This is a genomic window from Streptococcus vicugnae, assembly GCF_016461705.1.
In the GTDB taxonomy this organism is placed as follows: Bacteria; Bacillota; Bacilli; order Lactobacillales; family Streptococcaceae; genus Streptococcus; species Streptococcus vicugnae.
This window is the reverse complement of the sequence record NZ_JAEMHW010000001.1, coordinates 344,986-365,647: the sequence shown is the minus strand read 5'-3', so window position 1 is coordinate 365,647 and position 20,662 is coordinate 344,986. Positions and strand designations below refer to the sequence as shown.

Annotated in this window: 21 protein-coding genes; 20 read left to right on the top strand and 1 reads right to left on the bottom strand. The window is 36.3% G+C overall.

The features are described from left to right. Positions 1 to 4 precede the first annotated feature (4 nt). From JG537_RS01780 to JG537_RS01745, 8 genes are all read left to right on the top strand, one after another. Positions 5 to 514, top strand: a complete 510-nt coding sequence (locus JG537_RS01780; protein WP_132869392.1) for a methylated-DNA--[protein]-cysteine S-methyltransferase — start codon at positions 5 to 7, stop codon at positions 512 to 514. Beyond that, on the top strand, positions 514 to 870 hold the full coding sequence (locus JG537_RS01775; protein ID WP_132869393.1) for an arsenate reductase family protein: 357 nt from the start codon (positions 514 to 516) through the stop codon (positions 868 to 870). Before JG537_RS01780 ends, JG537_RS01775 begins: the two co-directional genes overlap by 1 nt. A gap of 153 nt (positions 871 to 1,023) precedes the next feature. Continuing rightward, positions 1,024 to 2,796, top strand: coding sequence for a sensor histidine kinase (locus JG537_RS01770; RefSeq protein ID WP_199542891.1), 1,773 nt, complete (start codon positions 1,024 to 1,026; stop codon positions 2,794 to 2,796). Next, entirely contained in the window at positions 2,774 to 3,373 is a 600-nt protein-coding gene (locus JG537_RS01765; RefSeq protein ID WP_199542889.1) for a response regulator transcription factor, read from the top strand. The genes JG537_RS01770 and JG537_RS01765 overlap by 23 nt, the downstream gene beginning before the upstream one ends. A gap of 105 nt (positions 3,374 to 3,478) precedes the next feature. Continuing rightward, positions 3,479 to 4,387 carry an AvrD family protein gene (locus JG537_RS01760; protein WP_199542887.1) on the top strand — a complete coding sequence of 303 codons (909 nt, stop codon included), beginning with the start codon at positions 3,479 to 3,481 and terminating at the stop codon, positions 4,385 to 4,387. 3 nt (positions 4,388 to 4,390) lie between these two features. Next, positions 4,391 to 5,167 (top strand): AAA family ATPase, encoded by a 777-nt coding sequence (locus JG537_RS01755; protein WP_199542886.1) that lies wholly within the window; start codon positions 4,391 to 4,393, stop codon positions 5,165 to 5,167. A gap of 8 nt (positions 5,168 to 5,175) precedes the next feature. Further along, the gene (locus tag JG537_RS01750; protein WP_199542884.1) at positions 5,176 to 5,838 is read left to right on the top strand and encodes an ABC transporter ATP-binding protein; all 663 of its coding nucleotides are present in this window, start codon (positions 5,176 to 5,178) and stop codon (positions 5,836 to 5,838) included. A 108-nt stretch (positions 5,839 to 5,946) separates the two neighbouring features. Further along, entirely contained in the window at positions 5,947 to 8,130 is a 2,184-nt protein-coding gene (locus JG537_RS01745) for an ABC transporter permease (RefSeq protein ID WP_484600438.1), read from the top strand. 44 nt (positions 8,131 to 8,174) lie between these two features. On the opposite strand, the gene JG537_RS01740 is transcribed toward JG537_RS01745, so the two are convergent. Then, positions 8,175 to 9,002 carry an exodeoxyribonuclease III gene (locus tag JG537_RS01740; RefSeq protein WP_132869508.1) on the bottom strand — a complete coding sequence of 276 codons (828 nt, stop codon included), beginning with the start codon at positions 9,000 to 9,002 and terminating at the stop codon, positions 8,175 to 8,177. Positions 9,003 to 9,203: 201 nt separating this feature from the next. Here JG537_RS01740 and JG537_RS01735 point away from each other — a divergent pair, with 201 nt between their 5' ends. From JG537_RS01735 to macP, 12 genes are all read left to right on the top strand, one after another. Continuing rightward, the gene (locus JG537_RS01735) at positions 9,204 to 9,485 is read left to right on the top strand and encodes an autorepressor SdpR family transcription factor (protein WP_132869507.1); all 282 of its coding nucleotides are present in this window, start codon (positions 9,204 to 9,206) and stop codon (positions 9,483 to 9,485) included. Beyond that, positions 9,472 to 10,107 (top strand): SdpI family protein, encoded by a 636-nt coding sequence (locus tag JG537_RS01730; RefSeq protein WP_132869506.1) that lies wholly within the window; start codon positions 9,472 to 9,474, stop codon positions 10,105 to 10,107. The genes JG537_RS01735 and JG537_RS01730 overlap by 14 nt, the downstream gene beginning before the upstream one ends. Positions 10,108 to 10,202: 95 nt before the next feature. Continuing rightward, positions 10,203 to 11,864: a hypothetical protein gene (locus JG537_RS01725; protein ID WP_199542879.1), complete on the top strand. Its 1,662-nt coding sequence runs from the start codon at positions 10,203 to 10,205 to the stop codon at positions 11,862 to 11,864. Between the two features lie 138 nt (positions 11,865 to 12,002). Beyond that, complete coding sequence (gene metG / locus JG537_RS01720; protein WP_199542876.1) at positions 12,003 to 14,003, top strand: methionine--tRNA ligase; 2,001 nt, start codon at positions 12,003 to 12,005, stop codon at positions 14,001 to 14,003. A gap of 205 nt (positions 14,004 to 14,208) precedes the next feature. After that, on the top strand, positions 14,209 to 15,441 hold the full coding sequence (locus tag JG537_RS01715; RefSeq protein WP_199542873.1) for an aminoacyltransferase: 1,233 nt from the start codon (positions 14,209 to 14,211) through the stop codon (positions 15,439 to 15,441). A 64-nt stretch (positions 15,442 to 15,505) separates the two neighbouring features. Continuing rightward, a complete protein-coding gene (locus JG537_RS01710; RefSeq protein ID WP_132869717.1) occupies positions 15,506 to 15,742 on the top strand; it encodes a DUF2829 domain-containing protein in 237 nt (78 codons plus the stop codon). Next, a complete protein-coding gene (locus JG537_RS01705) occupies positions 15,735 to 16,433 on the top strand; it encodes a 3-oxoacyl-ACP reductase (protein ID WP_199542870.1) in 699 nt (232 codons plus the stop codon). Before JG537_RS01710 ends, JG537_RS01705 begins: the two co-directional genes overlap by 8 nt. A 103-nt stretch (positions 16,434 to 16,536) precedes the next feature. After that, on the top strand, positions 16,537 to 16,980 hold the full coding sequence (locus JG537_RS01700) for an ASCH domain-containing protein (RefSeq protein ID WP_199542867.1): 444 nt from the start codon (positions 16,537 to 16,539) through the stop codon (positions 16,978 to 16,980). Positions 16,981 to 17,062: 82 nt separating this feature from the next. Next, positions 17,063 to 18,025, top strand: a complete 963-nt coding sequence (locus JG537_RS01695; RefSeq protein WP_199542864.1) for a Gfo/Idh/MocA family protein — start codon at positions 17,063 to 17,065, stop codon at positions 18,023 to 18,025. A 122-nt stretch (positions 18,026 to 18,147) separates the two neighbouring features. Beyond that, positions 18,148 to 19,533, top strand: a complete 1,386-nt coding sequence (gene glmU, locus JG537_RS01690) for a bifunctional UDP-N-acetylglucosamine diphosphorylase/glucosamine-1-phosphate N-acetyltransferase GlmU (protein WP_199542861.1) — start codon at positions 18,148 to 18,150, stop codon at positions 19,531 to 19,533. A 190-nt stretch (positions 19,534 to 19,723) separates the two neighbouring features. Further along, positions 19,724 to 20,272 carry an NUDIX hydrolase gene (locus tag JG537_RS01685; RefSeq protein WP_132870034.1) on the top strand — a complete coding sequence of 183 codons (549 nt, stop codon included), beginning with the start codon at positions 19,724 to 19,726 and terminating at the stop codon, positions 20,270 to 20,272. Between the two features lie 3 nt (positions 20,273 to 20,275). Next, a complete protein-coding gene (gene macP / locus JG537_RS01680; RefSeq protein ID WP_199542858.1) occupies positions 20,276 to 20,614 on the top strand; it encodes a cell wall synthase accessory phosphoprotein MacP in 339 nt (112 codons plus the stop codon). Positions 20,615 to 20,662: the final 48 nt, after the last annotated feature.

Here is a 20,662-nt window from a genome sequence, read left to right as displayed (position 1 = left end):
TAAAATGTCAGGAAAAATTAAGCGAAAGTTTTTTTCGTCACCTATTGGAGATCTTTCGTTGCTAGCTGGTGATGATGGAATTTTAGGTGTTTATTTTGAGGGGCAAAAATACTTTGAGCGTGTCTATGAAACAGAACAAATAATTGAAGAAGGTAATATCTTTTTAGATGAAATAGAAATTTGGCTGGAAGATTATTTTGCAGGAAAAAATCCTGAGCTTAGCCGTTTAACTTTAGTGCCAGAAGGTACTGCTTTTCAAAAGAAAGTTTGGGCAATTTTAGCACAAATTCCCTATGGTCAAACAATGACTTACGGAGAAATTGCTAAACAAATTAACTGTAGTTCGGCGCAAGCCGTTGGCTGTGCTGTTGGTAAAAATCCATTATCTATCATTGTTCCTTGTCACCGTGTTTTAGGTAGTCAAGGGCAGTTAACTGGTTATGCTGGAGGCATCGAGCGAAAACGTTGGCTTTTAGAGCATGAAAATGCTATTTTTAGAAAAGAGGAAGAATAATGTTTACTTTTTACGAATACCCAAAATGTAGCACATGTCGTCGTGCTAAAGCAGAATTGAAAGAATTAGGGGCTGATTTTGAAGCGATTGATATCACGCTCGATACACCAAAGGCTGATCAAATTAAGTCATGGATTGAAAATTCTTCTTTTACAATCAAAAACTTTTTCAACACTAGTGGTCAAGCTTATCGTGCACTTGGCTTGAAAGACAAAGTTGATGGCTTAACGGTTGATGAAGCTGCTGATTTACTTGCTTCTGATGGTATGTTGATTAAGCGTCCTGTTTTAGTTAAAGATGGTAAAGTCTTGCAACTTGGTCACCGTAAGTCATATGCGGAATTATTGAAAAACTAAGAAAGTTTTCCTGAGTTTGCTCAGGATTTTTTTAGTTTTGCATTCCTTAAAAAATCAGAATATTTAATAGTTCTATCTTATTTCATGATATTTTTTGCTATAATAGTTCCATATCACACGATTTGAGGAGTTTTATGGTAAAGGAGTTGAGAGATGTTTAGGATAAGTAAGAAAGTTTGGCTGAGAATATCCTTGCTGATATTTTTAGTGATTGGGGCGTATTATTTTGCTTTTACAAGCCATCACCATTATCTGGGAGTTGAAGCTGATTTTAAGAATGGTAATTGGCGAGTTACAGATATTCACAATGGCGGCTTAGCCAAGGAAACAGAACTTTCTGAAGGAGATTTTCTTTTAAAAATTGATCAGCAAGAGAGCAGCAAAAACGTTTTGCTGAATAAATGGTTGATTGTTGAACAGGCAAAATCAATTCTTGTTGAACATAATCAGCAAGAAAAGCGTATTTCTTTTAAGGAAAAGAAGTCTTTTGATTCTTTATTTGTCATTTTTGAGAGCATAGCTTTGGTTTTACTGATCTGGGCAATACTACCTTTGAAAAAAGATAAGTCGAGTAAGACGAGTAGACGCTATAGTTTGTTTTTAATTGCGACAGCCTTTTTTCTGAGCTCGTTGATTCCTTCAAGTATGGGCAATACTTTGGGACGCTTCTTTGTGGTTTCCTATATTACTTTATTGCCTTTCTTCACTGATGTTTTCTGGCGAGCAAGTGTGTTAAAAGAAGAAGCAACAAAATTATCTGTGTTTTCAAGAATTGTTATTTCATATTCACTGATAACCATGCTGATTTTTGCTTTGGTTGAGCAATTTTCTCTTCCATTGATTGTTGTTAAATACTTATCTAATGGGGTGTTTTACGTTAGCTTTTCGTTTTTACTGATTTTAGCTGCTCTTTCTTTGGTAAAGGATTACTCATCTTTTCTTTTGCAGAAGGTTAATCTTATATTATTAACCATACTTAGTTTAATTCCTTTATTCATTGGCTATATTTTTCCATTACCGTATGACCTTCCTTTCTCATGTACCATTCCTTTGTTATTTCTCCCAATAACTGGGGCTGTCAATCATTTAATCGTCAATCGCTTAACGATGACGAGAACGCCTCTGCCTTTACCTGTGGTATATATTCTGGTAGCTATTGTATCAACTTTTGTCATGGTATCTTTTGCGGTTATGATGCAATTTATGCCAGTATGGTTCGTGGCCATTTATTGTTTTTTATTTCTTCTTTGTTCCCTACCTATCATCAAAGATTTTATGGATATGGCAAAACAATTGAACTATCGCTTGGATAGGCAGACGATTTTTTCTGCTGTTGAGATGGAACGTGAGGACATTGCCATCACTATTCATGACACCATTATTCAAGAAGTTATTTACCATAAGAAACAAATAGAATCTGAAGACAGCATCAATAAAGGTGAAGTCTTAAATACTTTAGACGATGTGGTTTTTGAGTTGCGTGAATTGTGTTCTAACATTTATCCTCTGATGATCAAGGAATTAGGATTAAAAAATGCAATTTTAGAACTTTTGAATAAATTCCAAAAAGAAGAACCTGTTCTGATTGAACATGAACTAGCTTTTGAGCGTTTGCCTTTTGAAAGTCGTGTGAGCAATTTCATTTTGCGATCGATCAAGGAATTAATTACTAATAGTATTATGCATGGTAATGCTAAGCAAATTAAATTATCTCTTTTTGAGACCGCTGAACAGGTTGTGGTTGAAGTAGTAGATGATGGAGAATTTATTGAACGATCTGATGATCATAAAAGTCATTTTGGACTTAATGTGATTGCTGAAAAACTAGTTCTTCTTGGCGGAGAGTTACAGATTGAAAAATCACCAACGAGAGTAAGGATGCTATTGCCGAAAGGAGATAAAAATGATAAGAATAGCAGTGATTGATGACCATGAGTTGGTTTTACAAGGCATTTGCACACAGTTATCTCAAGCAGAAAAGTTTGATATTGTTGGGGCATTTACAGAGGTAGAAGAGTTAAAACTTTGTTTGCTGTGTAAGAAAGTGGATGTTTTAATCATGGATTTGATGTTAAAAGACATTCACGGGTTTGACTTGATTGAACAATTAAAGCAAATGCATATTGAATTTCCAAAGATTATTCTGATTTCAGGTTTTTATGAGCCAATCTTGCATAAGCGCGCCAATGAGCTCGGAGTGAAGGCATTTTTGCCAAAAGAAACGTCATGTACAGACTTAACAAGCACCATTATCAATGTTGCTAACGGTAATTGTGTGATTCCAGATACTTTATTGGAAGGTCAGGAAAATCATTTGTTGACAGAAGTTGAGCTAAAAATTTTGAGCTTGATTGCTGAAGAATATTCTAATGCACAAATTGCTAAGGAATTATTTATTAGCCGTCGAACGGTTGATACCCATGTAACCAACATTTGTACAAAATTAAATGTTACAGGTCGAGTGGGGGCAGTGCGCGAAGCTGTTAAATTAAAATTAGTATAATACGGAACCAAAAAGGTAAACAGATATTCGTAAATTACGGATGTCTGTTTTTTGTTGCTCTTGTATGATGGATACGTAAAGGAAAAATGGAAAAGGAGAAGATGGATGGCAAATGTTGATGCATTGTTAGGTGATCATCGCCAAAGATATTTTGGTGATGGGCACAAGAGAACTCTATATGGTGTAACTAAGATTGATGATAATCTATTTGGTTCAATTAGTCACAGTGGTACTTGGTCAAGTAAGTCACAGCAAGAAGTACAACCGCATTTGAGTACTCTGGATGGTGTTATTTTAGCTAGCTTATTGGCTGAAAAGTATTTGGAATCTATCGGAGAAGATTCAAGTAGTTATTTCTTGACTAAATTTGAAATCAAGTCTGGTATGAAGCCAATTGAGAATTTAAATGAAATTCCCCTCATTTTAAAGAGCTCAGTTACTGAAAATGATTATGCCTTATTTAATGTCTTGATTCTAGACATGAAAGTTAGTGTGACTTTTAAAAATATTGATTCTTCAGGAAAAGTAGCTGGTGCAGGAGAAGATTTTGAAGGATTTATTAGTAATCATTTAAAAAATATTCAACATGATATTTACGATATTAGTTTCCTAGATACGCTTGATACGGCAGATAAATGTTCAATCTTTTGTAAGGCAAATAGAGCAAATAGTCAATTAGTTGATTATAAAGGAATATCGGCTAATTTTTCTCATTGCTATTCTTTATTAGAATTGTTGATTGTATTTTCACAAATGGCTGAGATGTTAGCTTATCACGCTGATAATATTGATAGAGACTGTAGTCAGACATTGTGGATGAAAAATGTGACTGCTGAGTTAGCTCATCCGATTCCTGTCGATGAGATTGAATTATTAGGAAAAATCAGAAAAAACAAGTTAATTGATATGAAAGGCCATAATTGGAAAATTTTTGAAATGTCTGGTGCTGATACAAAAAATCGCATTTGTATTTCAAGTAAAATTGCTCATCAATTACCTGATTTAGGAGAATAACAAATGTACAAAAGGGAAATTAGACTGGTTATTTCGGGAACATATTCAACTGGGAAAACAACAACGGCAACTGCTCTATCGATTGCAACTGGGATACCGTTGATTAATGCCTTATCAGCTCGTGAAATTCTAACCGAAATTTATCCAGGTAGGAGATTTCAAGACATGAATGCAACCGAGCTGATGACTTTGGGATTAAAGAGATTTGAAGAGAGAATACGAGAAGAAGCAATTCTATACAAAGAAAATTCTAGCTTTATTTCAGATGGTTCGGTACTTAATGAGTGGATTTACGGAACGGTACGCTTAAAAATTGGATTGAATCCAGGAGCGAAATTTATTCATAGACTTTCTAAAGCGATTTTAGGAATTCCTGGGAAAAATTTCTATCGCAAATACATGGACGCCTATGGTCAAGTCGCTAAAATGCATTCGAAAATGTGGTACACAGATGTGGTTCATTTACCGGTGGAATTTGCCATGGATCCTGATGGTCATCGACCAGTTTCTGAAAAGTATCGAACACTATCTGATATTGAAATTCAAGAAGGCTTTATGGCAATTGGGAAGAAGCCTGAGCTAGTAACTGGCAGCCAAGAGGAACGCTTGGAAAAAATTATCAAACACTACGACCTGCCAATCGTAGTTCCAATTAAGGAAGCTGTTGCTAAAGCGGAGGAAATCATTGCAAGTAACAGAGAAGCGGTGTCAAAACGCATTATTGAACAATATAAGGAACCATCATTGAAAGAAAAAGTGAAGTTTTTGACAGAATTTTAGGAGAAAAAATGATTACATTTCAAAATATTAGTAAGATTTATCAGGTTGGAGATCAAGAGGTTAAGGCTCTAGATGATGTTTCTTTTTCAATTGAGAAAGGTAAGTTTACCATCATTTTGGGTCCTTCTGGATCTGGAAAAAGTACCATGTTAAATTTACTCGGTGGTATGGATCAAGCGACAAGTGGTAATTTTATGTTTGAGGATACGGATGTGACACGTCTAAATGATAAAGAGTTATCAAAATATCGTAAAGATGTTGTTGGCTTTGTCTTCCAGTTTTATAATCTTGTGCCAAGTTTAACCGCCTTAGAAAACATCAGTATTGCTGCTCAATTGACTAAAAATGCGAAGCAGTCTGAACACTATTTGGAAAAAGTTGGACTTAGTCATCGTAAAAATAATTTCCCTAATCAGTTATCTGGTGGTGAAATGCAGCGCGTGTCCATCGCTAGAGCTTTAGCTAAGAAACCAAAACTTCTCTTGTGTGATGAGCCAACAGGTGCGCTTGATTCGAAGACAGGACAGAAAATTATTGAACTGTTAAAAGAAACATCTGCTGATAAGGACGTTGCCGTCGTTATGGTAACGCACAATGCTGAATTTGAAAAGTATGCAGATAAGGTCATTTATTTAAAAGATGGCAAGATTGATGCTATTGTCGACAAATAAAATGAATAGATTGGAAGAATGATGAAATATCTTAATTTAAAACTCAGAAGGGATATCAGACGTCATTGGCAACAATTCTTTTCAGTGTTTTTGATGTCCTTATTAAGCGTGCTAATTTTTGTGGGGCTGCAAGGAGCTTGGCATGGTTTGGAGAAAAGCTTAGATGATTTTATTTCAAAATCTCATTTGCCAACGGTATGGCTCCAAGCAGATACCATTACCAAAAATCAAATTGAAGACATTAAAGCTTTACCTTCTGTTGATAAAGTTAATGCTAAGACCACTTTATTGACTAAAGTTGATTTTGATGATGATTCGGAAAAATATCTCAATTTAAATACCTTTAATGATTTAGCAGAAAAAATTATTACTGTTGATAAAGGGGAAAAATTTGATGATAACTCAGAAGGCATTTGGTTAGATACAAATTTTGCTAACAAAAATCATTTGAAGCTTGGTGATGAGCTGACGCTTTCTTTAGCTAATCGAACGTTTAAATTTCCGATTAAAGGCTTGGTTGAATCGGCTGATAAGATTTATTTTACGGGAAGCATTGAATATTTAGCGCCAAATTCTAAAAACTATGCTTACGGTTATGTGTCAGAAAAAGCTTTGGCAAAAGTCACTAGCAATCAAAAAGGCTATAATGCTCTTGAGATTTATGCTAAAGAAGATGATATCAGAGATGATCTTGAGGAGATTTTAGGAGAGCATCTGTTATCTTATTATAATCAGGAAACATTAACAGAGGTGTCTGAGGCGACAGGACGTGTCGGACAAATTCGCAATTTATCGTATCTGTTTTCGTTTATTTTTATTCTTCTTGCCGTTCTTGCTATGTTTACTACTATTCGACGTCTTATTGAGAGTCAAACCAAAGAAATTGCAGTCATTAAGGCTTTGGGCTACTCCAACGGACAAATCACTTGGCATTATATTTCATTTGGCTTATTAGTGGGGAGCTTTGGTGCTTTGGTCGGCGCAGCAGTATCTCCTTTGATGTCACTTTTTGTTCTTGAAACACAAAAGACTATGTTTACTTTGCCACATTGGCAAATTGCCTATTCTTGGTCTGCTTTAGCTGTTATTTTCCTTGTTATTTTTATTTGTACGTTGTCAGCTTATTTAGCTTCGCGTCAAGTCATTAAGGGATTACCAGCTATTTTCTTACGTGGAAAGACTAAGAAAGTTCATCATGTTTTTCTTGAGAAAATGCCTGCATTATGGCGTCGAATTTCTGATGAGACTAAGTGGGCAATACGTGACGCTTTCATTAACAGGGTGAGGGTGCTCATGGGAATTGTCGGAGTGGCTGGAAGTATGATGTTGCTCATTGCTGGTGTTGGTATGCCGATTTCAATGAATCATTTGGTGGACAAAGCTTATAACAATGACTTTTCATACGCTAAGCGTCTAACCGTAGCTAACTATAATCTGGCTGAAAAAACATATAAAGGCCAAGGGGTTCAAATTAGTCAAGCGCATTTTTCAAAAGATGATGGTTATAATCGTCTCTTGATTATTGTCAGCGATGGTGATTATGTCAATGCGAAAACAGCAGATGATAAATCGATTGGAAAAGGTGGCATTTATGTGACAAATCGCTTTGCTGAACTAGCAGGCATTAAAAAAGGAGATACCTTAGAAGTAAAACCATATCAAGATGGTAAATCTTATTCATTTAAAGTGAAGGGAATTGTGACTAGTGAGACAAACCAAGGTGCTTATATCAGATCAGAAAGCTTTGAAGAAGCTGGTGGAAGATTTGCTCCACAGACAATGCTAGTTGGCCAAGAAGTCTCAAAAGCAGATATCAAAAATGATGCTAATATTCTATCGGTCATTAATAAATCAGATCAAGAAAAGAATGCTTATGATTTTGTAAATAGTTTGATGAGTGTCTTTTTGATGATTATTGGCTTTGCTTTGTTGCTTGTCATTGTTGTCCTTTACAATTTAGGTTCTTTAAATTTTGTTGAACGTATGCGTGATTATGCTACTTTGCAAGTACTTGGTTTTTCTAAGAAAAATTTGCAATTGATTACCATGATTGAAAACTTGATGACGACTTCGATTGGTTGGTTATTGGGAATTCCAATGGGAATCTGGTTCTTAAGGAGGTATGTAGCGACATTTTCAACTATTCGTATTGAATACACAGCTTATGTGACTTGGCAAGTGCTGCTAATCGCAAGTGTCTTGGTATGGTTGACATCAGCTGTTACAACACTTATTATCAGTCATAAAATTAAAACTATTAACATGGTTGAAGCTCTAAAGGGAGTTGAATAATGAAAAAGTCATCTAAGCTTAATTGAAACTTAGATGACTTTTTTCTATAAATCAATTTCTAAAAGAATTGGTGTGTGGTCTTGGCGTGTACCGGAATCAATCATTTCAGATTTTGTAACTTTATCAGCAATGCGATTTGAAGTGAGCCAGTAGTCAATGCGCCAGCCAGTATTATTGATTTTACTTGTCTTGCTACGTTGTGCCCACCAGCTATAGACATTTGGAATGTCACCATGAATAAAGCGAAAGGTATCTGTGAAACCTTTGGCTAATAAGTTGGTGAAACCAGCACGCTCTTCATCGGTGAATCCAGCAGAGCGACGGTTTGAATTTGGATTGGCAAGGTCAATCTCGTTGTGAGCAACGTTGTAATCACCAGTTGCTAAGACAGGTTTTGTTTGGTCGAGTTCTGCTAAGTAATCAGCGTATTTTTCATCCCAAATTTGTCGTTCAGCTAAGCGTTTTAAACCGTCTCCAGCATTTGGAGTGTAGACTTGCGTGACGTAGAAATTATCAAATTCAAGGGTGATGATGCGCCCTTCACTGTCCATGGTATCCGGAGCACCGATTTCAGGAAATGAAATGCTTGGTGTCAGGTTATTTTTGTAAAGGAACATTGTTCCGGCATAGCCTTTCCTAGCTGGTTCGACAGATGAACGCCAAGAGACTTCGTAATCTGGGAAATACTCTTGAAGGATTTGTAAATGTTTTTTCGTAGGTCCTTTAGCTGATAATTTTGTTTCTTGGATAGCGATGATATCGGCATTTTCAGCTACCAATGTATCGATGACGTCACGTGAGAGAATGGCGCGTGCAGAATCACTAGTGAGTGCAGCGTTAAGAGAATCAATATTCCATGAAATAAGTTTCATAATGAGCTACCAGACTCCTAGCTAAAATCAGGAGTCGCTTCTTTCTAAAATTCTAATCGTTATCATCTATTTTATCAAAAAATGTGTCTACCTGCGATTTTTATGCTTTAAAGTGGCTTTTATTAGGGATTATCCAAAAAAGTGTTACAATCTATTTAGAAAAATGTTTAAATACTATAATGAAGCTTGAAAGGAGTAGATATGGGATTTGCGGAAACTTTCAAAGCTTTATCTCATCCGATTCGACGAGAGATTTTGACCTTATTAAAGGAAAAATCTTTGACAGCTGGTGAAATTGCCAGTCATTTCGATCTTGCTGGGGCAACTATTTCGCATCATCTTAACGTTCTAAAAAAGGCTGGATTGGTTATTGAAAGGCGTGAAAAGAATTTTATTTACTATGAGCTGTGTACTTCTGTTTTAGAAGATATTATGACTTGGTTTGCGGATTTAAAGGAGAGATCAGGAGATGAAAATGAATAAAAAACAACTTATATTAACAAGTTTTGTGATTGTTTTGCCAGCTTTGATTGGGGCATTTTTCTGGAAAGCTTTGCCAGAGCAAATACCAACTCATTTTGGAATTGATGGGCAAGCTGATGGCTATAGTAGCAAGCTTTTTACCCTTGTTGCTTTCCCAATTTTATTTGTGCTTTTTCAAATCATCGCTTTAGCCTCACTTGAAAGGGTGTCTGTGAAAGTAACGGTTCCAGCTAAAATGAGAAAGCTCTATGCGTGGATTATTCCTTGTCTTAGTTTAATTGTCCAATTATCGATTTATGCTAATGCTCTTGGTGTTGTGAAAAGTTCACCAACTTTAGTAACTGCATTTTTAGGGATGCTCTTTATTGTGATTGGTAATTATCTTCCTAAAACAAAACGCAATTATACCATTGGTATTCGTCTTCCATGGACGCTTTCTGATGACCGTAATTGGTTTAAAACACATCGTTTGGCTGGAAAAATTTGGGTTTTAGGTGGTGTTATTGTCTTTCTGGATAGTTTTGTTAAATTTGCTCTACCTTATGTTTTGGGAATTTCTTTGGTGGTTATGATTGTATTACCGATTTTGTATTCATTTTCTCTCAGCCGAAAATTAAAATAATGATTAAGGCACTCAGTATGGGTGCTTTTGATGTATTAATGTCTTGAGCAAACTGTGTTATAATGATAATACAAAAAAATAAAGGAGATATGATAATGAAAAAGACGGTATCATCTTTGCTAATGGCACTATGGTTTATCGTTATGTTGATTGGCTATTGGATTTTTTTACCACCATTAAATCTATTTAGTAGTGCTTTTTGGTTCTTTGTTTTGGGAGGTTTATTGTTGGCTTTTGGAGAAATTTTAATTCTTTCATTAGCTGGAAATGTTCAACATAGAACTTTTAAAATTCCAGGTAGTCGTGTGCGCAAAGTCGTCTCTACCCCAACACCAAAATACGGTAAAACCTTGTCACTTATCGGTGCTGTCATTGTGGGGATTGTTCTATTATTAAGCGTTTCGTCTTTCTTTAACTCACGTTTGTTTAGAGCTAAAAGTTATGCCAATGTGATTAAAGTAAAAGAAGCTGATTTTACGTCTGATTTCCCTGAAACTAATATTTCTCATTTGGCTTTATTGGACCGTTCATCAGCTAAGAAAATTGGTGATACTTATCTTGGAACCATTGATAAAGTCTCACAATTTGGTATTTCAGATGATTATCGTCAGGTGACAATTGGTGAGCAACCTTACCGCGTCTCACCTCTAGAATACAAATCATTCTGGAAATGGTTTACCAACCATAAAGAAGGAATCGGCTATTACGTCAAGGTTAATCAGACAACAGGAAAAGCAGAATTAGTCAAGCTTGATAAAGGCATGAAATATTCTGATTCTGAATATTTCTTTAGCGATACCCTTCGCTATTTGCGTTTGAAATACCCAACGGTGATTTTTGGAGATCCATCTTTTGAAGTAGATGATAAAGGGAATCCTTACTACGTCGCAACGACTTACAAACCTAAGTTTGTGTTGAGTTCAAACGACCCAACAGGTGCTATTTTACTTAATGCAGTGACTGGTGAAACCAAACGTTATGACCTCAAAGATATCCCTGATTGGGTTGATCGTGTCTTCTCTGCTGATAATGTGATTAGTCGTGTTGATGACTATTACACTTATCAAAAAGGTTTTTGGAATACAGTCTTTAGCCAAACAGGCGTGAAAAAGACAACGGATATTTATAACTATATTTCTATTGGTTCTGACATCTATCTTTATACAGGTATTACGTCAGCGACTGCGGATTCTTCAAATCTTGGCTTTATTCTAGTCAATATGAGAACACGTGAAGTGACCAATTATAAATTAGCTTCAGCCACTGAATCAGCTGCACAAGAATCAGCTGAAGGAGAAGTTCAAGAAAAACACTATGAAGCGACAGCTCCAACTTTAGTTAAATTAGATGGCAAAGCTTACTATTTAATATCTCTTAAAGATGCTGCTGGTTTGGTCAAATCTTATGCCATTGTTGATGCTGAGGATTATCAACAAGTAACGGTTGATAATGATATTGAGACCTTGATTGCTAAGTTCACAGATTCTGATACGTCAGCTCTTTCTGGTGTTGCAAGTACTTCTGGCAAGGCAGATAAAAAAGTGAAGGAAATTACAGGTGTTGTTGATAAATTGGCTAGCCAAATGATTTCTGGCTCAACGGTTTATTACATTTCTTCATCAGGAGAGATTTATAAAGTTAAGGCAACAACTGATACCACAGACCAATTGCCTTTTCTTAGTATTGGTGATCACTTCAAAGGTGAGTTGCAAGATGATAATTTCTTAACTAAGTTTGAGATTACTAATGAAAAATAAGAGATAAAGGCTGAGATGAAATTCTCAGCTTTTTCTCGTGTGATTCATCATTTAACCTATAATCAGTTATAAATTTATGTTATAATTAGGTGTTATCAATAAGGGAGTTTCATTAGCTCCTATTTGAAAGGAAAGAAAATGATTAGTAAACAACCATTTTACATTACAACACCAATTTACTACCCATCAGGTAAGCTTCACATTGGTTCAGCTTATACAACAATCGCTTGTGACGTTTTAGCACGTTACAAACGTATGATGAACTATGATGTTTTTTATTTGACAGGGCTTGACGAACATGGTCAAAAAATCCAACAAAAAGCTGAAGAAGCAGGTATCACACCACAAGCTTACGTTGATGGTATGGCTGCTGATGTTAAAAAACTTTGGAAAATGCTTGATATCTCATATGATAAATTCATCCGTACAACTGATGATTACCACGAAAAAGTTGTTGCCGAAGTTTTTGAAAAATTGTTGGCACAAGATGATATTTATTTAGGTGAGTATTCTGGTTGGTACTCAGTTTCAGATGAAGAATTCTTTACAGAAAGCCAATTGGAAGAAGTTTTCCGTGATGAAAATGGTAAAGTCATCGGTGGTATTGCTCCTTCTGGACACGAAGTTGAATGGGTTTCTGAAGAATCTTACTTCCTACGTCTTGGAAAATACGCTGATCGCTTGGTAGAATTCTTCCACGCACACCCAGACTTCATTCAACCTGATGGTCGTATGAACGAAATCATTAAAAACTTCATCGAACCAGGTCTTGAAGATTTGGCTGTCAGCCGTACATCATTTACATGGGGTGTTAAAGTCCCTTCAAATCCTAAACACGTTGTTTACGTATGGATTGATGCTCTTCTTAACTATGCAACAGCTCTTGGTTATGGTCAAGAAGACCACGCAAACTTTGATAAATTCTGGAGTGGAACAGTCTTCCACATGGTTGGTAAAGATATCCTTCGTTTCCACTCAATTTACTGGCCAATTATGTTGATGATGTTAGACTTGAAATTACCTGAACGCTTGATTGCCCACGGTTGGTTTGTCATGAAAGACGGTAAAATGTCTAAATCTAAAGGTAATGTGGTTTACCCAGAAATGTTGGTAGAACGTTTTGGTCTTGATCCACTTCGTTATTACCTCATGCGTTCACTTCCTGTTGGTTCTGATGGAACATTTACACCGGAAGATTATGTTGGACGTATTAACTACGAATTAGCAAATGACCTTGGTAACCTTCTTAACCGTACAGTTGCCATGATTAATAAATACTTTGGTGGTGATGTTCCAGCTTACGTTGAAAACGTCACAGAATTTGATGCTGATTTAGCTGCGCTTGTAGCAGAAAAAATCGCTGAATATCATAAACAAATGAACGCTGTTGACTATCCACGCGCCCTTGATGCTGTATGGAGCATTATTTCACGTACAAACAAATACATCGATGAAACAGCTCCTTGGGTGCTTGCTAAAGATGAAGCGAAACGTGATGAATTGGCAGCAGTAATGGCTCACTTGGCAGCTAGCCTTCGTGTGGTAGCTCACCTTATTCAACCATTTATGATGACAACATCAAATGCAATCATGGAACAACTTGGTCTTGGAAATAACTTCGACCTTGAAAATCTTACATTAGCTGGTTTCCCAGAAGGTGTTAAAGTTGTTGCCAAAGGAACACCAATCTTCCCACGTCTTGATATGGAAGCTGAAATTGATTACATCAAAGCTAACATGGGCGCTGGCGCAGTCGTTGCAGAAGAAAAAGAATGGGATCCAACTGAAGTAGAACTTAAAAACGAAAAGAAAGCTATCAAATTTGATGACTTTGACAAAGTTGAAATTCGTGTTGCTGAAGTCAAAGAAGTTTCTAAAGTTGAAGGTTCTGAAAAACTTCTTAAATTCCGTCTTGATGCTGGTGACGGAGAAGATCGTCAAATCCTTTCAGGAATTGCGAAATTCTATCCAAATGAACAAGAATTAGTTGGTAAAAAATTGCAAATCGTTGCAAACTTGAAACCACGTAAAATGATGGGACTTGTCAGCCAAGGTATGATTCTTTCAGCTGAACATGATGGAAACTTAACTGTCTTAACAGTTGATCCAAGCGTACCAAACGGTAGCCAAATCGGTTAATTGTTGTCAGCATAGATAATAAAAATACTCAGTATCTAAGACTAATTTAGTTTGTAGATACTGGGTATTTATGTTGCTCTTAAATGAAAGGAAAATTGAAAAGATAATGGAAATTCTGAGAATAAATCATTAATTTTCAATTAAGTTTTATTTGATATTTTTGGAGCGTAAAAAATAGAATTTTTTAGAATCGAGATTTAATAAAATGACGTTAAAAATATTATCGAGAGATGATTATCAACAAATCACACTCTCATTTAAAGAACGTTCTTTCATGCAATCAGTCGAAATGGCTGATTTGCTTGAAAAGCGTGGCTTTGATATTACTTTTTTAGGTTTAGAAGCTGATGGAGCCATTCAAGTAGCAGGTGTTTTGTATAGCATGCCAATGACCGGTGGGCTTCATATGGAAATTAATTCTGGACCAGCTTCAACAGACACCGCTTATCTTTCAGAGTTTTATAGAGAATTAAAGGCTTATGCCAAGGTAAATGGTGCTTTTGAACTTATCGTTAAACCTTATGATACTTATCAAAGTTTTGATAGTCATGGAAAGCCAAATGATGATGAAAGACCAGAATTAATTACTTGTCTAACTGAGCTTGGTTATCATTTTGATGGGCTTCAAACAGGTTATCCTGGTGGTGAGCCCGATTGGCATTATGTGAAGGACTTGACAGGACTAGCACCGGAGACTTTGAAAAAATCCTTTAGTAAAAAAGGTCGTCCGCTAGTCAATAAAACCAATTCATTTGGTATTAAAGTGCGACGTTTGAAACGTGATGAGCTTCATATTTTTAAAGCCATTACCGCATCAACATCGGCTAGACGCGAATACACGGATAAACCTTTAGATTATTATGAAGTTTTTTACGATAGTTTTGGTGAGAATTGTGAATTCATGATTGCAACACTTAATTTCCAAGATTATCTTAAAAATCTTCAGGACAGCTATGATAAGATTGCTGCTGAATTAGCTGTTTTAAATCAAAAAATCGCTGAAGGTGTCAACTCAGCCAAAGTCAACAAACAAAAGGCACAATTGGATAAGCAAATTGCGACATTTGATGTTCGTCTAAAAGAAGCCAAAGCCTTGATTGAAAAACACGGTTCAGAGGATGTCGTGTTAGCAGGTAGCCTCTTTGTCTACACACCGCAAGAAGCTGTTTATCTTTTTAGTGGTTCATATACTGAATTTAACAAATTCTATGCTCCTGTTGCACTTCAAGAACACGTGATGACAGAAGCTTTGAAACGAGGAATTAATTTCTATACTTTCCTTGGTATTCAAGGAATTTTTGATGGTAGTGACGGTGTGTTACGTTTCAAACAAAACTTCAATGGTTACATTGTCCGCAAAATGGGAACTTTCCGCTACTATCCACGACCAATGCTGCATAAAATCATTGCAATTGCTAAGAAAATTTTAAGACGATAACCAAACGAGCCTTAGGGCCCGTTTTTTGGTATACTAGTGGTATTAACAATCAAGGAGAGAAAAAATGACTTTTGAAGAAATTTTGCCTGGTTTGAAGGCTAGGAAAAAATATGTACGTACTGGTTGGGGTGGTGCTGAAAATTACGTTCAGCTTTTTGACAGTATCGAGCAAAATGGTGTGGCACTTCCAGTGACACCATACTTCCTTATCAATGTGTCAGGTGAGGGCGAAGGTTTTTCAATGTGGTCACCAACACCTTGCGATGTCCTAGCTACTGATTGGGTCGAAGTAAATGACTAAGGTACTTATCACAGGTGTCAGCTCAGGAATTGGGCTTGCTCAAGCGCGACTTTTTTTGGAAAATGGCTGCGCGGTATACGGTGTTGATAAGTCGCAAGCGCCTGAGATTCACGATGATAACTTTCATTTTCTACAGTTAGATTTGACGACGGATTTAGCTGCGCTCTACGATTTTGTTTCAGACGTGGATATCTTGTGCAATACTGCAGGAATTCTTGACGCTTACAAGCCTTTGCTTGAAGTGTCAGATGATGAATTAGAAGGTGTTTTTCAAACAAATTTTTTTGCGACGGTTAAAATCACTCGTTATTATTTAGCTAAAATGGTTGACAGACAATCAGGTATCATCATTAACATGTGCTCGATTGCTTCATTTATCGCAGGTGGAGGCGGAGCAGCTTACACAGCTAGTAAGCATGCACTTGCAGGTTTCACACGCCAGCTTGCACTTGACTACGCCAAAGATAAGATTCAAGTGTTTGGTATTGCACCAGGTGCGGTTAAGACAGCTATGACAGCTAGCGATTTTGAACCAGGAGGCTTGGCTGACTGGGTCGCCCAAGAAACACCAATTGGACGTTGGAGCAAGCCTGAAGAAATTGCTGACTTGACAGAATTTTTAGCATCAGGAAAAGCCACATCTATGCAAGGGGAAATTGTCAAAATAGACGGCGGCTGGAGTTTGAAATAGAAGCAAAAAGGAGGCTTCAAAATGAAGAGGAGAAAACCATAGTGGAAATTTCTGTCAAACGGATTGTAAGAAGAAGTAAGACAGAAAAGAATAGGAGATAAACATGAATGCACAAGAACTATGGAATGAATACAAGCAAATCAATCCCTCAATTGGTGATGACGTTGATGCTTGGCAATTTGGGGTAGAAGCCGATTTATTAGCTCAATTAGTCTTAGAAGGGACAAAAACAGCTACTGCTTCGGCTTATGATTTGTATGCAGTTGACAATGATCCGCTACCTGAAGTTGGTTCCTATGATGTGGTATTAGACAGCAAAGACCAAGCAGTTTGTATTATTCAGATTAAAAAAGTTTCTGTGGTACCATTTGATGAGGTTTCTGCAGAACACGCATTTAAAGAAGGAGAAGGCGATAAGTCACTTGCTTATTGGCGAGCTGTTCATAAAGATTTTTTCAAGCCTTATTATGACGAATTCGGTTTAACCTTCAGTGGAAAAAGTCCAATTGTTTTAGAAGAATTTGAAGTTGTTTATCCCGCACCATAGTATGAGAATTACTTGTTATAGTATCAGTTAATGAAGTGAAGTTATGCTAAACTTTGCTTAGAAGACCTATAGGAGGAACTCCATGAAATTAGCTATTTTGGGAACAGGAAAAATTGTTGATGAAGTGTTACCTGTTTTAAAGGAAATTAATGGTATTAACTTAGTCGCTATTTTATCGACACCACGTAGCCTTACAAAGGCCCAAGAATTAGCAGAAGTTTATGCTATTAATCAAGCAAGTAGTGATTACGATAGCATTTTGACAAATCCAGAAGTTGACACAGTTTATGTTGCTCTTCCTAATCATTTGCATTATGACTATGCTAAAAAGGCTTTGCTTGCTGGCAAGCACGTTATCTGTGAAAAGCCATTTACGTTAACATTAGCGGAATTTGAAGACTTGGCAAATATTGCAGAGCAAAAAAATCGCATTTTGCTAGAAGCAATCACCAACCAATATCTAGGAAATTTTGCTTCGATTAAGGCGAATCTTGCAAAACTAGGGGATATTAAAATTGTTGAGTGTAACTATTCTCAATATTCTTCACGTTACGATGCCTTTAAACGTGGGGAAATTGCACCAGCTTTTGACCCTAAAAAAGGTGGTGGCGCTCTTCGTGATTTGAACATCTATAACATTCACTTAGTCGTTGGTTTATTTGGCAAACCTGAGAAAGTATTTTATTTACCAAACATAGAACGTGATGTGGATACGTCAGGTGTCTTAGTTATGGATTATGGCAAGTTTAAAGCAGTTTGTATCGGTGCTAAAGATTGTGGTGCAGATATTAAATCAACCATTCAGGGAAATAAAGGCTCAATCGCTGTCTTAGGTGCGACAAATACTCTACCAGAATTAGCCCTTACCTTGAATAATCAAAATATGACAATGATTAATGAAAATTCACTTAACCACCGTATGCATGATGAATTTGTAGCTTTCCAAGCAATCATCGAACATGAAGATATGACTGCGACTAAACTAGCGCTTGATCATAGCCGTTTGGTGATGGAAGTTTTGGACCAAGCTGTCAATAGCTTGTAATCTATAAAAATAAGCCTATTACTTATAATTGTGATATAATGGAGTAGCTTGTGTAAGTTGATGAAAGAGTCTATCTTTGATTAACTTGCAAATCTACTCTATTTTTTTAAGGAATTATAGTCATGTCAAATTATGCAATTATTTTAGCAGCTGGTAAAGGAACACGTATGAAGTCAGACCTTCCTAAGGTTCTTCATAAAGTTTCAGGAATTACAATGTTAGAACATGTTTTCCGTGCTGTATCAGCCTTGAATCCAGAAAAAAATGTGACAGTTATTGGTCATAAAGCCGAAATGGTTCGTGAAGTTTTAGCTGACAAATCAGAATTTGTCATGCAAACAGAACAACTTGGTACTGGTCACGCTGTCATGATGGCAGAAGATGAATTAGCTGGTCTTGAAGGTCAAACACTTGTTATTGCTGGTGATACACCACTTATTACAGGTGAAAGTTTGAAAGAATTGATTGAGTTTCACGTTAGCCACAAAAATGTTGCTACTATTTTAACAGCAACAGCTGAAAATCCATTTGGCTACGGACGTATTATCCGCAACGAAAATGGTGAAGTGCTTAAAATTGTTGAACAAAAAGATGCTTCAGAGTTTGAACGTCAAGTCAAAGAAATCAACACAGGAACTTATGTCTTTGATAACAAACGTCTTTTTGAAGCTCTTAAAAACATCAATACTAATAACGCTCAAGGTGAGTACTATTTGACTGATGTGATTTCAATTTTCCGTAATAGTGGCGAAAAAGTTGGAGCATATGTTCTTCATGATTTTGATGAAAGTCTTGGTGTTAATGATCGTGTGGCACTTTCAACTGCTGAAGATATCATGCGTCGCCGTATCAATAAAAAACACATGGTTAACGGTGTAACTTTCCAAAATCCAGCAGCAACTTACATTGATGTTGATGTTGAGATTGCTCCAGATGTTTTGATTGAAGCTAACGTTACCCTCAAAGGAAATACAAAAATCGGAGCTGGTTCTGTTTTGACAAACGGTAGCTATCTTGTTGATGCAACAGTTGGTGAAAATGTTGTGATTACAAACTCAATGATTGAAAAATCAGAAGTTAAAGATGGTGTTACAATTGGTCCATTTGCTCACGTTCGTCCAGATTCAACACTTGAAGAAAATGTTCACGTTGGTAACTTTGTTGAAGTGAAATCATCTACAGTTGGTAAAGGAACAAAAGCTGGTCACTTGACTTACATTGGAAATACAACAACTGGTCATGATGTTAACTTCGGAGCTGGTACTATCATTGCTAACTACGATGGACAACACAAGTTCAATACAACTATTGGAAATAATGTTTTTGTTGGAAGTAATTCAACAATCATTTCTCCAGTAACTTTGGGTGATAATGCTTTGACAGCAGCAGGTTCAACAATTTATCAAGATGTTGAAAAAGATGCTCTTGCTATCGGACGTGGTCGTCAAGTTAACAAAGCAGGTTACGCACTTAACAAACCACACCACCCAAACAATAAGAAAAAATAATTTTTTGTGCTAAATCAAGGCATGATGAAAAGAGGATTGGACAATTTTTAGTTCACCCTCTTTTTATATTTTTTAGAAAAATTAAGTAGATTTCATAGATATTTCATGACTTTAAGCGTATTGGAATAGCAATTCTGAATACTTTGTAGTAAAATTTAATGTGGAAATATTTTTAGGGAGATTGCTTAGTATGGATTTTGAAGAAAAAACGCTCAAGCGAACTGAGATTTTTGATGGGCATGTTATTAAAGTTGTTGTCGATGATGTTGAATTACCAAATAATCTTGGACAAGCAAAACGTGAATTGATTTTTCACCGTGGAGCGGTAGCTGTTCTAGCTGTAACTGATGATAATAAAATTATTTTGGTGAAGCAATATCGTAAGGCAATTGAAAAAGTTTCTTATGAAATCCCTGCAGGTAAACTCGAAATTGGCGAAAATGGCTCTGAAGAAGATGCCGCTGCGCGTGAATTAGAAGAGGAAACAGGATATTCTGGCGACTTAAAACAAATTCATGAGTTTTATACTGCCATTGGTTTTTGCAATGAAAAAATTAAGCTTTATCAAGCTACTCATTTGCAAAAAGTACCAAATCCACGACCACAAGATGATGATGAAGTTTTAGAGATTCTTGAATTAAGCTACCAAGAATGTATGGATTTGGTTAAATCTGGAGCAATCGAAGATGCTAAAACAATCATAGCCCTTCAATATTATGCTCTGCATTTTGGAGGATAAAAAATGGGTAGACCACTTTTAACAGACGAAATTATCGAACGTGCTAACCGTGGTGAAATCTTTTATGATGATTATTTAGAAGATGATGAAGAAACGAAGGTTATCCAAACTGACCGTTATGATACCTTGAGTACCTATGAATCTTATGATTATGATAATCGTGATGAATCACAAGGTGTGGTGAACAGATGGAGAGACCGTAAAAAAGACGATCAGCATGTTTATAAAAGTCGTCGTATTGAAAATGCGAAGCGCAGTAAATTTCAACGAAAACTTAATCTGATTATGTTTATTGTTGTTGTTTTATTGATTGCACTCTTTTTCGCAGTATTTAATCTATAATAACTAGAAGGAGAAGCAGGAGCGGTAAATCATATGGCTCCTGTATTG

Bases quoted from the DNA above. Each gene is read 5' to 3' on its own strand.
- JG537_RS01780 (WP_132869392.1), top strand. From the start codon at position 5: ATGTCAGGAAAAATTAAGCGAAAGTTTTTTTCGTCACCTATTGGAGAT.
- JG537_RS01775 (WP_132869393.1), top strand. From the start codon at position 514: ATGTTTACTTTTTACGAATACCCAAAATGTAGCACATGTCGTCGTGCT.
- JG537_RS01770 (WP_199542891.1), top strand. From the start codon at position 1,024: ATGTTTAGGATAAGTAAGAAAGTTTGGCTGAGAATATCCTTGCTGATA.
- JG537_RS01765 (WP_199542889.1), top strand. From the start codon at position 2,774: ATGATAAGAATAGCAGTGATTGATGACCATGAGTTGGTTTTACAAGGC.
- JG537_RS01760 (WP_199542887.1), top strand. From the start codon at position 3,479: ATGGCAAATGTTGATGCATTGTTAGGTGATCATCGCCAAAGATATTTT.
- JG537_RS01755 (WP_199542886.1), top strand. From the start codon at position 4,391: ATGTACAAAAGGGAAATTAGACTGGTTATTTCGGGAACATATTCAACT.
- JG537_RS01750 (WP_199542884.1), top strand. From the start codon at position 5,176: ATGATTACATTTCAAAATATTAGTAAGATTTATCAGGTTGGAGATCAA.
- JG537_RS01740 (WP_132869508.1), bottom strand. From the start codon at position 9,002: ATGAAACTTATTTCATGGAATATTGATTCTCTTAACGCTGCACTCACT.
- JG537_RS01735 (WP_132869507.1), top strand. From the start codon at position 9,204: ATGGGATTTGCGGAAACTTTCAAAGCTTTATCTCATCCGATTCGACGA.
- JG537_RS01730 (WP_132869506.1), top strand. From the start codon at position 9,472: ATGAAAATGAATAAAAAACAACTTATATTAACAAGTTTTGTGATTGTT.
- JG537_RS01725 (WP_199542879.1), top strand. From the start codon at position 10,203: ATGAAAAAGACGGTATCATCTTTGCTAATGGCACTATGGTTTATCGTT.
- metG (WP_199542876.1), top strand. From the start codon at position 12,003: ATGATTAGTAAACAACCATTTTACATTACAACACCAATTTACTACCCA.
- JG537_RS01715 (WP_199542873.1), top strand. From the start codon at position 14,209: ATGACGTTAAAAATATTATCGAGAGATGATTATCAACAAATCACACTC.
- JG537_RS01710 (WP_132869717.1), top strand. From the start codon at position 15,506: ATGACTTTTGAAGAAATTTTGCCTGGTTTGAAGGCTAGGAAAAAATAT.
- JG537_RS01705 (WP_199542870.1), top strand. From the start codon at position 15,735: ATGACTAAGGTACTTATCACAGGTGTCAGCTCAGGAATTGGGCTTGCT.
- JG537_RS01700 (WP_199542867.1), top strand. From the start codon at position 16,537: ATGAATGCACAAGAACTATGGAATGAATACAAGCAAATCAATCCCTCA.
- JG537_RS01695 (WP_199542864.1), top strand. From the start codon at position 17,063: ATGAAATTAGCTATTTTGGGAACAGGAAAAATTGTTGATGAAGTGTTA.
- glmU (WP_199542861.1), top strand. From the start codon at position 18,148: ATGTCAAATTATGCAATTATTTTAGCAGCTGGTAAAGGAACACGTATG.
- JG537_RS01685 (WP_132870034.1), top strand. From the start codon at position 19,724: ATGGATTTTGAAGAAAAAACGCTCAAGCGAACTGAGATTTTTGATGGG.
- macP (WP_199542858.1), top strand. From the start codon at position 20,276: ATGGGTAGACCACTTTTAACAGACGAAATTATCGAACGTGCTAACCGT.